15 protein-coding genes are annotated in these 15438 nt (G+C 71.5%); 5 read left to right on the forward strand and 10 right to left on the reverse strand.

What is annotated here, in order from left to right; translation table 11 throughout:
- Positions 1 to 106 precede the first annotated feature (106 nt).
- Entirely contained in the window at positions 107 to 1096 is a 990-nt protein-coding gene (locus V6R91_RS06025) for an ArsR/SmtB family transcription factor (RefSeq protein ID WP_336394674.1), read from the reverse strand.
- A gap of 71 nt (positions 1097 to 1167) precedes the next feature.
- Between V6R91_RS06025 and V6R91_RS06030 the strand changes: the two genes are divergently transcribed.
- Both V6R91_RS06030 and V6R91_RS06035 read left to right on the forward strand, forming a co-directional pair.
- The gene (locus V6R91_RS06030) at positions 1168 to 1551 is read left to right on the forward strand and encodes a cupin domain-containing protein (protein ID WP_336394675.1); all 384 of its coding nucleotides are present in this window, start codon (positions 1168 to 1170) and stop codon (positions 1549 to 1551) included.
- 13 nt (positions 1552 to 1564) lie between these two features.
- Positions 1565 to 1855, forward strand: coding sequence for a DUF4287 domain-containing protein (locus V6R91_RS06035; RefSeq protein ID WP_336394676.1), 291 nt, complete (start codon positions 1565 to 1567; stop codon positions 1853 to 1855).
- Positions 1856 to 1880: 25 nt separating this feature from the next.
- Here V6R91_RS06035 and V6R91_RS06040 read toward each other — a convergent pair whose 3' ends face one another.
- From V6R91_RS06040 to V6R91_RS06080, 9 genes are all read right to left on the reverse strand, one after another.
- The gene (locus V6R91_RS06040; protein ID WP_336394677.1) at positions 1881 to 2477 is read right to left on the reverse strand and encodes a J-domain-containing protein; all 597 of its coding nucleotides are present in this window, start codon (positions 2475 to 2477) and stop codon (positions 1881 to 1883) included.
- Entirely contained in the window at positions 2474 to 3325 is an 852-nt protein-coding gene (locus V6R91_RS06045) for an NAD-dependent epimerase/dehydratase family protein (RefSeq protein WP_336394678.1), read from the reverse strand. Before V6R91_RS06045 ends, V6R91_RS06040 begins: the two co-directional genes overlap by 4 nt.
- A gap of 53 nt (positions 3326 to 3378) precedes the next feature.
- Positions 3379 to 4320: an oxygenase MpaB family protein gene (locus V6R91_RS06050; protein WP_336394679.1), complete on the reverse strand. Its 942-nt coding sequence runs from the start codon at positions 4318 to 4320 to the stop codon at positions 3379 to 3381.
- Positions 4321 to 4355: 35 nt separating this feature from the next.
- Positions 4356 to 5390 (reverse strand): LacI family DNA-binding transcriptional regulator, encoded by a 1035-nt coding sequence (locus V6R91_RS06055; protein ID WP_336394680.1) that lies wholly within the window; start codon positions 5388 to 5390, stop codon positions 4356 to 4358.
- On the reverse strand, positions 5383 to 6900 hold the full coding sequence (locus V6R91_RS06060; RefSeq protein ID WP_336394681.1) for a sugar ABC transporter ATP-binding protein: 1518 nt from the start codon (positions 6898 to 6900) through the stop codon (positions 5383 to 5385). Before V6R91_RS06060 ends, V6R91_RS06055 begins: the two co-directional genes overlap by 8 nt.
- A 59-nt stretch (positions 6901 to 6959) precedes the next feature.
- Positions 6960 to 7979, reverse strand: coding sequence for an ABC transporter permease subunit (locus V6R91_RS06065; RefSeq protein ID WP_336394682.1), 1020 nt, complete (start codon positions 7977 to 7979; stop codon positions 6960 to 6962).
- The gene (locus V6R91_RS06070) at positions 7976 to 9025 is read right to left on the reverse strand and encodes an ABC transporter permease (RefSeq protein WP_336394683.1); all 1050 of its coding nucleotides are present in this window, start codon (positions 9023 to 9025) and stop codon (positions 7976 to 7978) included. The genes V6R91_RS06065 and V6R91_RS06070 overlap by 4 nt, the downstream gene beginning before the upstream one ends.
- Positions 9022 to 10557 (reverse strand): sugar ABC transporter ATP-binding protein, encoded by a 1536-nt coding sequence (locus tag V6R91_RS06075; protein WP_336394684.1) that lies wholly within the window; start codon positions 10555 to 10557, stop codon positions 9022 to 9024. Before V6R91_RS06075 ends, V6R91_RS06070 begins: the two co-directional genes overlap by 4 nt.
- 110 nt (positions 10558 to 10667) lie before the next feature.
- Positions 10668 to 11657, reverse strand: coding sequence for an ABC transporter substrate-binding protein (locus V6R91_RS06080; protein WP_336394685.1), 990 nt, complete (start codon positions 11655 to 11657; stop codon positions 10668 to 10670).
- Between the two features lie 283 nt (positions 11658 to 11940).
- Here V6R91_RS06080 and V6R91_RS06085 point away from each other — a divergent pair, with 283 nt between their 5' ends.
- From V6R91_RS06085 to V6R91_RS06095, 3 genes are all read left to right on the forward strand, one after another.
- The gene (locus tag V6R91_RS06085) at positions 11941 to 12942 is read left to right on the forward strand and encodes a LacI family DNA-binding transcriptional regulator (protein ID WP_336394686.1); all 1002 of its coding nucleotides are present in this window, start codon (positions 11941 to 11943) and stop codon (positions 12940 to 12942) included.
- Positions 12943 to 13036: 94 nt separating this feature from the next.
- Positions 13037 to 13819 (forward strand): L-ribulose-5-phosphate 4-epimerase, encoded by a 783-nt coding sequence (locus tag V6R91_RS06090; protein WP_336394687.1) that lies wholly within the window; start codon positions 13037 to 13039, stop codon positions 13817 to 13819.
- On the forward strand, positions 13816 to 15429 hold the full coding sequence (locus tag V6R91_RS06095; protein ID WP_336394688.1) for a xylulokinase: 1614 nt from the start codon (positions 13816 to 13818) through the stop codon (positions 15427 to 15429). The genes V6R91_RS06090 and V6R91_RS06095 overlap by 4 nt, the downstream gene beginning before the upstream one ends.
- Positions 15430 to 15438 lie beyond the last annotated feature (9 nt).

The raw sequence follows: 15438 nt of genomic DNA on the forward strand, positions 1-15438 counted from the left end.
TCGCTGCCTCACTTCTCCGGGTTCGGGGCGCGCTGCGGACGTTCGGGGCGCACGCCGTGCGCCCCGCACGCCCGGCACGCGCCCCAAACCACCGAGACCGACCGGGTCAGAGCGCCGCGCCGACCATCGCCTCGCCGAGCGGCGTGCGTCGGTGCAGCACCCGTGCGCCGTCCCGCGAGCTGGCGACGAGACCCGCGTCGCGCAGCACGGTGAGGTGGTGGGAAGCGGTGGAGAGGGCCACGGCGGTGTCCCGCGCGATCTGCGAGGTCGTCCGGGGTTCGTGCGCCTCGAGCAGGATCCGCGCGCGGGCAGGTCCCAGCAGCGCGCCGAGGGCCGCCGTCGCGTCGGACGCGTCCCGCGCCCAGGTCGCGGTGACCCCGTGCGCGGGGTAGAAGAGCGTCGGCTGCGCGGGCGGCTCGGTGAGCACGTTGCAGCCCGTGGATCCCATCACCGACGGCACGAGCACGAGTCCGCTGCCGCGGCAGTCGACCACCTCGCTCCAGATGCGCATCGTGACGCGGACCATGCCGTCGCTCCACTGGACTCGATCGTGGAGCGTCTGGATCATCGCGCCGATGCCGCTCTCCGCGATCCGGCGCGACCGCACGGCGATATCGGCGCGCAGCAGGCGCTCCAGCTGAGGCCACACCGGCGCGACGGCGGAATTCCACACCTCCAGCCAGGCCTGCGCGATCATCTCCCGTGCGCGATCCGGCTGATCGAGCATGTGCTGCACCGCGACCCTGCGCGCGCCGTCCGTGCGCACCAGCACCTTCGTCATGTCCACGCGGAACCGCTCGTCGTCGATAGCGCGGAGCCGCTCGGCCTCGGCATCGGGCGTCAGCTCCCAGGACGGCGTCGTCGTGAGGAAGTCGGGGAAGTACCCGTCCTCCCTGATCAGGAGCGCGAGCACCTCGAAGTGCTCGCGCGGCACCGCGCCGCGGGTCGTGCGCAGCCAGCCCCACTGCAAAGGGTGCTCGTCGGGACGCAGCAGCGCTCGCACGGCATGGCACAGCTCGTGGCCCGGCGAGACGCCGAACCGGATGGCGGTGAGATCGTCCGGCGCGAGCACGAAGTCGACGAACTTTCGATCCACATCGAAACTCTAGGGGGCGCGGCTGCGGATGACGATGCTGAAAGCACCTGCTGACCAGAACGGAGCACCCCATGAGCACCACGATTCCCGCCGTGGTCGGCGCCGCCGACCTGCGCGTCGGAGCCGGCCGCAACCGCATGTTCGTCGGCGCCGAGCACGGCGCGGCGGTGTCGTACTTCTTCGTCGACAACGAGCCCGGCCAGGGTCCCGACATCCACCGCCATCCCTATGCCGAGACGTGGGTCGTGCTCGAGGGCGAGGCGCGTCTCATGATCGCCGGCAAGGTCAGCCACGCCGTGGCCGGCGACACCGCGACCGCACCCGCGGGGGAGTGGCACGGGTTCAAGAACTGCGGTGAGACACGGCTGCGGATCCTCTGCATTCACGCCTCCGACCGCATCATCCAGGAGTGGCAGGATGCTCCCGGAGTGCTCGACATCCCGACCGGACGCTGAAAGGACAGCACGCATGTCGTTCCAGGCATACCTCGACAACATCGAGAAGAAGACGGGCCTCACCCCGCGGCAGCTCATCGAGAAGGCCCGCGAGAAGGGCTTCGTCGAGACGACAAAGGCCACGCCCATCGTCGAGTGGCTCGCGGCCGACTACGGTCTGGGTCGCGGTCACGCCATGGCCCTGGTGCACGTGATCACCAAGGGACCGCAGATCAGCGACAGGCACGTCGGCACCGACACGACGCACTCGGACCCGTCGAACACCCTCTGGCTCGACGGCATGGCCACGAACCCGAACGGCTGACCGCGCCGCGCCCGGCGGGGGAGCGCTACTCGCGACCCCGCCGACGCCACCACGGATGACGGCGCACGGGCGCGGCATCCGCTACGCCCTCAGAGCGCGCCAGGCGGGCGTCGCGACGCTCGCGCCACGCGGCCACCTCGGCCTCGACGTCGCGCGTGGGGGTGACGACAGGCGGACCGCCGAGCAGCTGACGGCGCGCTTCGATCACGCGGCGGTTGAAGTCCTCGACCGCCTCGCGCACGTCCTGCTCGCGTGCCAGCTCGTCGAGCCGGTCGTCCAGCTCGACGTTCTCCACGCGCAGGGTGAGCGCCGGGGGCCCGAGACCCGTGAGCTTCTCGGTCTCGATCTTGCGGCGGATCCACCAGTCCGGGTCATGGCTCTCGCCGAGCCCGGGGATCGGCTTGCCGGCGCCCGGCAGGTCATCGAACTCGCCCCGGCGGATCGCCTGCTGGATCGCGGTCTCGACGACCGCCGCCCGGTCGGCGGCCGAATACGCCCGCGTCGCCGCGGACCGCTGATCTGCGGCATCCGTCGCCTCGGCCTCGTCGGGCAGGAGGCCGTGCTCGCGCTGCCACTTCTCGAAGCGGTAGCGCTCACCGGCTTCGCGGGGCCCCTCGGTCATGATCCCGGGATGTGGTCCCGCCAGGAGTGCCGGGGCTCGTAGCCGAGCAGCCGGCGGGCCTTGTCGATGGAGAGCAGCGTGTCGTGCTCCGCGAACTCGCGCGTCTGCACGCCGGGGAACACTTCGGCGACGAGCTCGGCGTTCGGGCGGGACATCACGGTGTCGGCGGCCGCGATGATGTAGGTCTCGAACCCGGGCGGGGCCACCTCGAGCGCGCGCTGCACGGCCTGCGCCCCGTCGCGCGCGTCGATGTAGCCCCAGAGGTTCCACTTGCGCTTGCGGGCGTCGTCGTCGTACGACGGGAACTCCGCGTAGTCCTCGGGGACCATCACGTTCGAGAACCGCAGGCCGGTGATCGACAGGTCCGGGTGCCAGCGCACGAGCTCGACGGCCATGCGCTCTTCGAGGGTCTTCACGAGCGAGTACACCGACTCCGGGCGCGGCGGATACTCCTCGTCGACCGGGATGTAGGGCGGCGGCACGTCGAAGGGCAGACCCAGCACCGTCTCGCTCGACGCGTACACGATGCGACGGATGCCGAGCCGCACGGCTGCCCAGAACACGTTGAACGTTGCATTCATGTTGTTGTGGAACGTCGCCACATCCGAGCGGATGCCGGGGGCGGGGATCGCACCCAGGTGCACGACGGCGTCGAATCCGTCGTGGCGGTCGTTCACCCCGGCGAGGGCGTCGACGACCTGGCCGTAGTCGGTCAGATCGACCTGCACGAAGTCGGGCCCGCGCGAGCCGACGACGTCGATCCCGATGACGTCGTAGCCCGCCGCGCGGAGTTCGCGGGCGACGACCGAGCCGAGCTTTCCGGATGATCCGGTGAGGGCGATACGCATGCACCCAGAGTGCCATGCGCCGCGTGCCACCGGGGCGGATGCGAGCGAGTCGGTCAGGGAGCGGGGGTCCGGGCGGCGGCAGTCGTCGACACCTCGCCGGCGAGACGCCGCAGGCGCTCGCGGGCGAAGTCCTGTGCGCGGGGACCGCGGGCGAGCGCCCGCGCCGAGACCGCCAGCACGAGGCGCGTCACCGTCACGACCGGCAGCGGTGTGCGTCGCAGGCCGAGCAGGCGCCGGTACCGGACGGGAAGGCTCGCCACCGCTGCGGCGAACAGCACCCGGTACGCGATGCGCATCATGCCGGTGAAGGGCGCGCGTCTGAGGAACCGCACGACGTCGTCCACGCGTTCGTCCCGGCGCAGCTCGCCGCGCGCGAGGTAGCCGTCCATGCGGGCGTGCAGGTCGGCCTCGGTGAGCGGCGGGTCGTCGAGCCCCATGAGCCGACCGGCCTGCGCCCACTCGCGGACGTACGCGTCCGGCCCGCCCGGGATCGGGCCGCCCCAGCGCTCGTGCGCGCCGAGGAACGCCTCGGTGAAGGCGAGGTGCACCCAGTCGACGAGATCGGCGTCCGCCGCCGAGTACGATCGCGTGCCCGACGCCGACTCGTACGAGCCCTGCACGCGCTCGTGCAGCCGCGCGACGCGGCCCGTCTCGCGGGCCGCCTGCGCGGTCGATCCGTAGGTGACGCAGATGATCCACCGCACTGTGCCCGTCAGGCGCCCGATGGGGTCGTCCCGGTAGCGCGAGAAGTCGTGGACGCCCGCCATCGCTCCCGGATGCAGCGCCTGGAGGAGCAGGGCACGGATGCCGGCGACGAACGTCCCCGTTCCCGCGTGCACGGTCCACACCGCGCCGCCGTCCGCGAACCAGCCCGCATCGTCGCCGTCGGCGAGGGCGCGCACCCACGCCGGCGTGCCGTCGGGATCGCCCGAGAGCGCCGTCAGCAGCCGGGCGCGGAGCGTCTGCCGGCCGGCGGTCCGAGATCGTGCGCGCATGGCTCCAGCGTGCCACGGCCCGCGGCGGTGAGGGCTCACGCGGACGGCGCCCGGGTGGACTCCCGGATGATGAGGTGCGTCGGAATCGGGGTGTCCTCGGTGACGCTGTCGGGCTCCTCCACCGCGATCAGCACCTTCTGCATGATCAGCTCGCCGAGCGTGCCGAAGTCCTGCCGGACGGTGGTCAGCGGCGGGTAGAGATAGCCCGCTTCGGGCACGTCGTCGAAGCCCACGACGCTCACGTCCTCGGGCACGCGCAGCCCTCGCTCCCGCAGCGCCGACATGAGCCCGATCGCCATGTGGTCGTTCCCCGCGAAAACGGCCGATCCCGCCGTGATGTCGAGGTCCAGGCCCACCCGATGCCCGCTGGCTGCCGACCAGTCGCCGTGCCGGGGCTCGACGATCTGAAGCCGACGCTCGGCCAGCTCGTCGCGCCACCCGCGGATGCGCTCCAGCGCATCGGGTGCGCGGGTGGGGCCGGCGAGGTGAAGGATGCGGGTGTGGCCCAGCTCCGCGAGATGGCGCACGCCCGACCTCGCCCCGCGGTACTGGTCGATCGAGACGATGTGGGGGCTGCGCCGGGCTGTGGCCGTCGCCGCGACGAGCGGAATGCTCAGATCCAGGCCGCGCACCACCTCGAGCACCCCGATGTCGACGACGATGAGCACGATCGCGTCGACCCGCTGCCGCAGCAGCCCCTCCACCACGCCCTTGATCGCGGCGGGGTCCGGATCCACGGCGCTGACCGTGTCGACGCTGTACCGCGCGGCGCGGGCGGCGAAGTTGAAGTGGGTCGCGATCGACGTGGGGCCGTAGTCCGGCACGCCCGGCGTGACCAGGCCGATGGTGCGCGTCCGGCGGGTGACCAGGGCGCGGGCGGCAGGGGAGGGGCTGTAGCGCAGCTGCGCGATGGCCTGCTCCACGCGCGCTCGGGTCGCCGGGCGCACGTTGGGCAGGTCGTTGATCACGCGCGACACCGTCTGGTGCGACACGCCGGCGAGGCGGGCGACGTCGAAGATGTTCGCGGCCCGCGTGGATCCGTCGTCGGCCGTCACCCGCGGGTCAGTCATCGAGCTCTTCCGGTCGGGCCACGAGCGCGAGCAGGGAGTCGACGGTCAGCGAGTCGGACGGCAGCGTGTCGACGATGCGCCCGTCGCGCAGGATGGCGACCCGGTGCCCGACGCGCAGCACCTCTTCGAGCTCCGCCGAGATGAACATCACCGAGAGCCCGTTGGCCGCCATCTCCCCGACCAGGTTCTGGATCTCGACCTTCGCTCCGACGTCGATCCCGCGTGTCGGCTCGTCGAGCACGAGCACGCGCGGCGAGAGGGCGAGCAGGCGGGCGAGCAGCACCTTCTGCTGGTTGCCCCCGGACAGCGTGCCGGCGGGGCGATCGAGATCCGGCGGCCGGATGTCGAGCGCCTCGACCCAGCTCGCCGCCAGCTCGCGCTGCCGCGCCGGCGGGATGCGACGCATCATCCCGCGGTCGGCCTGCAGGGCCAGCGTGATGTTCTCGAGCACGCTCAGTTCGCTGATGATGCCCTCCGTCCGGCGGTTCTCGGAGGAGTAGACCACGCCGAGCGACATCGCCGAGCGGGGCCCGGTCGGAGCCTTGCCGGACCCCTCGATGCGGATGACGCCGCTGTCGATCCGGTCGATGCCGGTGATCGCGCGCGCCAGCTCGGTCCGCCCCGAGCCGAGGAGTCCGGCCACGCCGAGGACGTCGCCCTCGTGCAGCTCGACGTCCGCGTCGCGGATGCCCGCGCCGGCCGAGACGCCTCGCGCGGTGAGGGACGGATGCCGCTCCTCGAGCGCGCCCTCCGCGCGGGGCGCGGCGGTGAGGGCGGCGGCGCTCCGGCCCAGCATGGCCTGCACGAGGTCGATGCGCAGCAGCTCCCGGGTGAGGTACTCGCCGATGAACCGGCCGTCACGCAGCACCGTGACGCGATCGCAGAGCTCGTAGACCTGATCGAGGAAGTGCGACACGAACAGGATCGCGACACCGCGCTGCTTCAGATCGCGCACGACGCGGAACAGCTCGGCGACCTCGTCCAGGTCGAGGCTCGACGTCGGCTCGTCCAGCACGAGCACGCGCACGTCGGCGGAGATCGCCCGCGCGATCGCGACCAGCTGCTGCACCGCGAGCGAGTGCGTGCCGAGCCGCGACGCCGGGTCGATGTCGAGGCCGAGGTCGGCCAGCGCATCGTGGGCCTCGCGGCGCATGCGGCGCCAGTCGATCGCCCCGGCTCTGCGCGGCTCCCGGCCGAGCGCGATGTTCTCGGCCACCGACACGTTGGGGAGAAGGTCGATCTCCTGGTAGACCGTGCTGATCCCGGCGCGCTGGGCGTCGTGCGGCGAGGAGAAGCGCATCACCTCGCCGCCCAGCGTCAGCACGCCGGCGTCGAGCGGAAGGGCGCCCGTGATCGCCTTGATGAGGGTCGACTTCCCGGCGCCGTTCTCGCCCATCAGCGAATGGACCTCGCCGGGGAACAGCCGGAAGTCGACGCCGTCGATCGCGGCATCCGCTCCGAAGCGCACCGTCGCCCCGGAGAGCTGCAGCAGCGGCCGCGCCATCTCCATCAGGCCATTATCCCGGCGGAGAGGGGCGCGACCGCTGTGCGCGGACGTGGTGTCACCGCCTATCTTCGGCGCTGCGAGCGTGCGACGATCACCCGCTGCACCACGATGAACACCAGCAGCAGCGCCCCGATGATGATCTGCGTCCACGCCTGCTCGGCGCCCATGAACGAGATCAGCTTCTTGATCGTGCCGTAGACCAAGACGCCGATCAGCGAGCCGAGCACATAGCCGGTGCCGCCGGTGAGCAGCGTGCCTCCGATGACCACGGCCGCGATCGCGTCGAGCTCGGTGCCGATGCCGTTGCGGGGGTATCCGGCGCCGGAGTAGGCCGTGAGCAGCAGGCCGGCCAGTCCGCCGCAGACGCCGCTGACCACGTAGACCACGATCTTCGTGCGGGCGACGCTCAGGCCCATGAGTCGCGCGGACTGCTCGTTCCCGCCGATCGCGTAGACGGTGCGGCCGAAGCGCGTCCAGAGCAGCACCACGAATGCGACCGCGACCGTGGCCAGCGCGATGATCCCGGTCGGCGTGATGTACCACCCGCCGAGGCTGAAGCGCGTGCGCTGCAGCCACAGGACCGCCGGATCCTCCACGCGGATGGACGAGAGGCTCACCACGAAGGCCAGGCCGCGGGCGAGGAACAGGCCCGCGAGCGACGCGATGAAGGGCTGGACGTCGAAGTACTGCACGAGGACGCCGATCAGCAGGCCGATGGCGGCTCCCGCGACGAGCATGATCGGCACCGCGATCGCCGCCGGCACCCCCTGCGAGAGCAGGCTGGCTCCCAGGATGCCGGTGAAGGCCATGACCGATCCCACCGACAGGTCGATGCCGCCGGTGAGGATCACGAAGGTCAGGCCGACGGCCAGCACCACGAGATAGGCGTTGTCCAGGAGCAGCGCGGAGATGTTCCCGGGGCTGAGGAAGCGCGGGAAGCGGGACTGCGCGCCGACGAGCAGCACGAGGAGGATCGCGACGGCGGCGAAGGTCGGCATCAGCGAGGCGTGCCGGCTCATGAAGGTGGCGTAGCGCGACGGGGTCGCCGTGCGACGCGCCGTCATCTCGAGGCTCCGGGTCATGACGTGACCCCCGTCCGGTCGTCGGCCGCGGATCTGTTGCGGGCGCGCGCCGCGCGCAGCGCCCCCCGTGCCCAGCGATGAAGGCGCGGGGACTGCACGAGGACGACGACGATGACGACGATGGCGAAGAACACGGGGCTCTGCGCGGAGGGCACGCCGAGGAACAGGATGGTCGCCTCCAGGGTCTGGATCGTGAGCACGCCGATGACCGTCCCGGCGATCGTGAACTTGCCTCCCATGAGAGAGGTGCCGCCGAGCACCACCGCGAGGATCGCGTAGAGCTCGATGAAGAGGCCTGCCGCGTTCGCATCCGCTGCGCGGATGTTGGAGCTGTAGATGACACCGGCGATGCCGGCGAGCAGGCCGCTGACCACGTACGCGCCGAACACGATGCCGCGCGCGCGGACGCCGGCCAGCCGGCTCGCCTCGGGATTGATGCCCACGGCCTCCGTCAAGACGCCGAGCGCGGTGCGCCGCTCCATGAGGCCTGTCACGGCGACGGCCGCGACCCAGATCAGGAACGCGAAGGGCAGGGCGAGCAGGTAGCCGGTGGCGATGAACTCATACGGCTCGCTGTTCACCGTCGTGATGAATCCCTCCGTGATCAGCAGGGCAACCCCGCGTCCGGCGAGCATCAGCACGAGGGTGGCGATGATCGGCTGGATGCCGACGACCGCGACGAGGAACCCGTTCCACACGCCGAGCACCAGCGCGACCGCGAGGGACACCAGCAGGGCGACGAGCACCGTGCCGAGATCGCCCGGGTCCGGCGAGGCGTCGATGATGGTCAGCGCGACCGCGCCGGAGACCGCCATGATGGCGCCGACGGAGAGGTCGATGCCGCGCGTGGCGATCACGATCGTCATGCCCAGGGCCACGAGCATCAGCGGCGCACTGTTGCGCAGGATGTCGATGAGCGCCCCGTACAGCTCGCCGTCCCGGACGGTCACCAGGATGAACTGCGGCCGCGCGATCGCGTTGATCGCGATCAGGATCACCAGCGCGGCCGCCGGCCAGAACAGCCGGTGCTTCATGATCGCTCTCATGCGGCGCTCTCCTCGGTCTGGTGGGCGATGTAGTCGATGAGTCCGTCGAGATCCACCTCGCGGCTGTCGAGCTCCCCGATCTTGCGCCGGTCGCGCATCACGACGATGCGCTGCGCGATCCGCAGCACCTCTTCGAGCTCCGACGAGATGAAGATGACGGAGAGTCCTCGGGCGCTCAGCTCGGCGACCTTGCGCTGGATGTCGGCCTTGGCGCCGACGTCGATGCCCCGCGTGGGCTCGTCCAGGACGATCAGCTCCGGCGCCGTGGCGAGCCACCGGGCGAGCAGGACCTTCTGCTGGTTGCCGCCGGAGAGGTTCCCCGCGGGCATGTCGGGATCGGCCGGGCGCACGCCGAGGGCCGCGATGTACTCCGCGACGATGGCATCCGCCTCGCTCTGGGGGATCCGTCGCATCGCGCCGCGGCGGGCCTGGATGCCGAGCACGATGTTCTCCGCCACCGTCAGGTCGGAGATGATGCCTTCGGCGCGGCGGTTCTCCGACGAGAACGCGATCCGATTCTCGATGGCGTGCCGCGGGGTGGCGTGCTTCGCCGGGCGGCCGTTCACCTCGATCCGGCCGCTCTCGGCGCGGTCGGCTCCGTAGAGGAGTCGGACCAGCTCCGTCCGCCCGGATCCGAGCAGGCCCGCGACGCCGACGACCTCTCCCTCGTACACCTCGATGTCGACCGGTTCGAGCGACCCGCGTCTGCCGACACCGGTCGCGCGCAGCACCGGGGTCGCCGAGCGATCGATGGAGCGATCGGCCACCGAGGCGAGCGCGGCGAGCTCGTCGAGCTCGCGGCCGATCATCCTGCTGACGAGTTCGCCCCGTGGAAGCTCGTCGACCGCGTACTCGCCGACGAGCCGCCCGTTGCGCAGGACGGTGATGCGATCGGAGATCTCGTAGATCTGGTCGAGGAAGTGGCTGACGAAGAGGATCGCGACACCCTTGCCGCGCAGCTCCCGCACCACGTCGAACAGCTGCTCCACCTCGCCGCGGTCCAGGCTCGACGTCGGCTCATCCAGGATGAGGACCTTCGCGTCGAGCACCATGGCGCGCGCGATCGCGATCAGCTGCTGGATGGCGATGGAATGGCTCGACAGCGCGGAGCGGGTGTCGAGGTTCAGCCCCAGGCTCTCCAGCTGGTCGGCTGCCCGCCGATGTGCGGCCTTCCAGTCGATGCCGGTGGCCGTGCGCGGCTCGTGGCCGAGCATCACGTTCTCTCCCACGGAGAGGTTCGCGCAGAGGTTGACCTCCTGATACACCGTGGAGATCCCGGCGTCCTGCGCGTCGGCCGTGCTGGTGAATCGGCGCGGCCGCCCGCCGACGACGATCTCGCCGGCATCCACCGGGTACACCCCCGTGAGGGCCTTGATGAGAGTCGACTTCCCTGCGCCGTTCTCGCCCATGAGCGAGTGGACCTCGCCGGGGCGCAGCGAGAAATCGACGCCGTCCAGTGCGAGCACACCGGGGAATCGGATGGTGATCCCGGTCATCTCGACGACCGGCGGGACTGCGGTGTCCGCGGACATGTGACTCAGCTGCCTTTCCGGGCTTCATCGTCGGCACGCCGCCGGGGGCCCGTGGGCCGCCCGGCGGGGTGCTCTCGACCTACCTTGGTACAGGATCGATGCGCCGGCGATCAGTAGGGACGGCTGTCGATGACCTCGGCGGCCTGCTCCTGGGTGAAGGTCTGGTCTTCGACGTAGACCTCCTTCTCGACCTCCTCGCCGGCGAGCACGTCCTTGACGAGTCCCGCCGCAAGCTCTCCGAGCAGCGGGTTGCACTCGACGATGTAGTTGATCTTCCCGTCGACGAGCGCCTGCATGCCGTCCTTGACGGCATCGATCGACACGATCTGGATGTCGACGCCGGGTTCTGCCCCCGCCGCCTCGATGGCCTCGATCGCGCCGAGCGCCATGTCGTCGTTGTGCGCGTAGACCAGGTCGATGCCGTCGGCGCCGTACTTCTGGAGGAAGCCCTCCATGACGGTCTTCCCGCCGTCGCGCGTGAAGTCGCCCGTCTGCGAGTCGATCTTCTCGATCGCCGTTCCTTCGACGGCCTCGTCGAAGCCCGCGGCGCGGTCGTTGGCGGGGGCCGATCCCGTCGTGCCCTCGAGCACGACCATCTTCGTCGGGGTGTCGCCGAACGTCTCGGCCGCCCACTCCCCGGCCATGACGCCTTCCTTCTTGAAGTCCAGGCCGACCCAGCTCGCGTAGAGGTCGTCGGGCGCCGAGACGGTGCGGTCCTCGAGGACAACCGGGATGCCGGCATCCGCCGCCTCCTGCAGCACGTCGTCCCAGCCGTCCTCCACGATCGGCGCGATGACGATGGCGTCGACGCCCTGGTTGATGAAATCGCGCACGGCGGCGATCTGGGCGGCGGTGTCGTTGTCGGCCGCGTTGAAGACCAGCTCGAAGCCGTTGTCGGCCGAGAAGGCCTCCTTCATCGACTCGGTGTTCGCCGAGCGCCAGCCCGACTCCGAACCGGTCTGGGCGAAGCCGACGGTGATGACCTCGTCGCCCCCGCTCCCGGCGTCACCGCCGTCGCCGTCTCCGCTCGCGCAGCCGGTCGCGGTGAGGGCCAGGGCCCCCAGAAGCGCGAACCCGGCGAGAAGCTTGTTCCTGCTCATTCCAAAACCTCCTCGTTCTGGTCCGGCATCGCTGCCGGCTCGTTGTTGTGCGAGTCGCTGCTGTGCGACTCCGACGCTGGAGATGTTAGCCCTCACATTCCGGTCATTGGCAAGATGTTAGCGGTAACAGTTCCATAACGCGAGAGCCGCGCACGAGATGCGTCTCCGGCCGGACAGCCTCGCGCAACGGTTGAAGTGAGGGATAACATCCGTCGCAAAGGGTGCTGGGCGCGCGACCGGCGGCAGCGGCTGCCCGCGCGGCGAGGCGGATAGGGTGAGCGCGATGAGCGAGCCGCGAGCGAGTGCCCCGTCGTCCAGCCGTGTGGGCGTGCGCGACGTCGCCCGCGCGGCGGGGGTCTCGACGCAGACGGTGTCGCGCGTCATTAACGAGCAGCCGAACATCCGGCCCGAGACCCGGGACCGCGTCCTGCGCGCCATCGCCGATCTCGGGTACCGCGTCAACAACGCCGCCCGGGCGCTCGGCACGCGCACCACGCGCACCCTCGGGGTGATCGCGTCCGACGCGACGCTGTACGGGCCGGCCGTCGGCATCGCCGCGCTGGAGGCGGCCGCACGCGAGTCCGGGCGGTGGATCGCGACGGCATACGCGGATGCCTCGGACGAGGCATCCGTCCGCGACGCGGCCGATCGCCTGCTCGGGCAGGGGGTCGACGGGCTCATCGTCCTGGCCCCGCACGCCGCGACGCTGCCCGCGCTGGTGGACGCGCACGCCGGGATCGCCGTCGCGGCACTGCACTCCGGGCAGGGCGCCTCCCCGCAGGAGGCGGGGGCGGCGCTCGCCGTGACGCACCTGCTCGCCCTCGGCCACCGGCGCATCGCACGCGTCGCCGGTCCCGACGACTGGCTCGAGGCCCGTTCACGCGAGGCCGGCGCGCTGCGGGCGCTGGCCGAGGCGGGGATCGAGCCCGGCCGGCGATGGAGCGGTGACTGGACCGCCGCGGCCGGCGCGGCGATCGCGGGCGAGGTGGCCGCAGCGGTCAGCGCATCCGAGGGGCCGACGGCCATCGCGGTGGCCAACGACCAGATGGCCCTGGGGCTCATCGCGGGCCTGCGCCACGCACAGCTGGACGTCCCGGGCGACGTGAGCGTCGCCGGATTCGACGACAACCCGGATGCCGCGTTCTATCGCCCCGGGCTCACCACGGTCGGGCTCGACCTCGCCGGCGAGGCCCGCCGTGCCGTCGCCGAGGTGCTCGGCGCACCGGCGCCGGCGGTCGCGCCCCCGCGGCTGGTCGTCCGGGCGTCCACGGCGCCGCCCCGCTGAACGCGGGCGTCGAACCACCGGTGCGAATCGTCGGTGTTACCGGTAACATGGCGTCCCGGGCGATGCTCTGCCCCACTTCTCGACACGAGACCCGATGGAGGACCCCGTGACCAGCCCCGACCCGGCGACGCCGCCGCCCTCGTTCTCCGCCGAGGTGGAGGCATCCATCGCCGCCGTCCGTGCCGAGGTGGCGGCGCTCCACGCCGAGCTCGTGCGATACGGCCTGATCGTGTGGACGGGCGGGAACGTGTCGGGACGCGTGCCCGGAGCCGACCTGTTCGTCATCAAGCCGTCCGGCGTCTCGTACGACGACCTCGCGCCGGAGAACATGATCCTCTGCGACCTCGACGGTGACGTCATCCCCGGAACGCCGGGGAGCGACCGCAGCCCGTCGAGCGACACCGCCGCGCACGCGTACGTCTACCGGCACATGCCCGAGGTCGGGGGAGTCGTGCACACCCACTCGACGTTCGCGGTGGCGTGGGCCGCGCGCGGCGAGGAGATCCCCTGCGTCATCACCGCGATGGCCGACGAGTTCGGTGGGCCCGTCCCGGTCGGGCCGTTCGCCATCATCGGCGACGACTCCATCGGCCGCGGCATCGTCGAGACCCTCACCGGACACCGCTCGCGCGCCGTGCTGATGCAGAACCACGGACCGTTCACGATCGGGGTGTCGGCGAAGGACGCCGTCAAGGCCGCCGTCATGGTCGAGGACGTCGCCCGCACGGTGCACTACGCCCGCGAGGCCGGCCCGCTCATCCCCATCCCGCAGGAGGCCATCGACCGCCTCTACGACCGGTACCAGAACGTCTACGGCCAGAGCTCGGACGAGCGTCGCAGCGGTGCCGACGACGGTGCGGAAGAGGCCGGCCGGTGAGCGCCGACGCGATCCGGGCCGGGCGCACGGCGCTCGGCATCGAACTGGGCTCGACCCGCATCAAGGCGTGCCTCGTGGATGCCGACGACCCGGCGAACGTGCTCGCCGTGGGCTCGCACGCGTGGGAGAACCGCTACGAGTCGGGCCTGTGGACCTATTCGCTCGACGAGGTCTGGTCGGGGCTGCAGGACGCGTACGCCGAGCTCGTCTCCGACGCCCGGCAGCGCCACGGCGTGGCGCCCGGGACGTTCGGGGCTATCGGCGTCTCGGCGATGATGCACGGCTACCTCGCCTTCGACGAGGCGGGGGCGCTTCTCGTGCCGTTCCGCACGTGGCGCAACACGAACACCGGCGCCGCGGCGGCGGAGCTCACCGAGGCGTTCGGCGTGAACATCCCGCTGAGGTGGTCGATCGCACACCTGCACCAGGCGGTCATCGACGGCGAGGCGCATGTCCCCGCCCTCCGGTTCGCCACCACACTCGCCGGCTACGTCCACTGGAAGCTGACGGGCGAGAAGGTGCTCGGCGTCGGAGACGCCTCGGGGATGTTCCCGATCGGCGCCGGGACCGCCGGCTACGACACCGCGCTGCTCGCACGCTACGACGACCTCGCCGCCGGTCGTCTGCCGGTGGCCGGCGTCGCGGAGCTCCTGCCCGAGATCCGCGTCGCCGGAGAAGCCGCCGGCGCGCTGACGGCCGAAGGGGCGGCGCTGCTCGACCCGTCCGGAGCGCTGCGCCCCGGCATCCCGTTCTGCGCCCCCGAAGGCGACGCCGGGACCGGCATGGTCGCGACCAACGCCGTCGCCCCGCGGACCGGCAACGTCAGTGCGGGCACGAGCATCTTCGCGATGGTCGTGCTCGAGCGGCCGCTCGAGCGCGTGCACCACGAGCTCGACCTCGTGACGACCCCCTCCGGGGATCCGGTGGCCATGGTCCACTGCAACAACGGCGCCAGCGAGCTCGCCGCCTGGGCGGGGATGTTCGCGCGCTTCGCCGAGGCGTCCGGTCGCCCGCTCGCCGACGACGCCGTGTACGAGACGCTCTTCCGCGAAGCGCTCGAAGGCGAGGCGGATGCCGGCGGGCTGCTGGCCTACAACCACCTCGCCGGCGAGCCGATCGCCGGGCTCGCCGAGGGGCGTCCGCTGTTCGTGCGCACGCCCGACAGTCGGCTCACGCTGGCGAATGCGATGCGCGCGCACCTCTACGGCGTCTTCGGCACGCTGGCGCTGGGCATGCGCGTGCTCGAGGACGAAGGGGTCGGCCTCGACCGCATGTTCGCGCACGGCGGCATGTTCCGCACCGCGGGCGTCGCGCAGCGCTTCCTCGCGGGCGCGCTCGGCGCTCCCGTCTCGGTCGGCGACACCGCCTCCGAAGGCGGCGCGTGGGGGATCGCCGTGCTGGCCGCGTACGCGCGGGCGGTGGCGAGCGCGGATGCCTCGGCCGAGGCATCCGTCATCTCGCTGTCGTCCTATCTCGACGAGCGGGTCTTCGCCGACGCCGCCGTCGGGACCGCCGACCCGGAACCCGCTGACGTCGCCGGGTTCGCCGCCTACCTCGACCGCTACCGAGCCGGCCTCGCCGTCGAAGCCGCCGCGGTCACCGCTCTCTGAAACCCGAAG

It is taken from the genome of Microbacterium sp. CCNWLW41, from assembly GCF_037083505.1.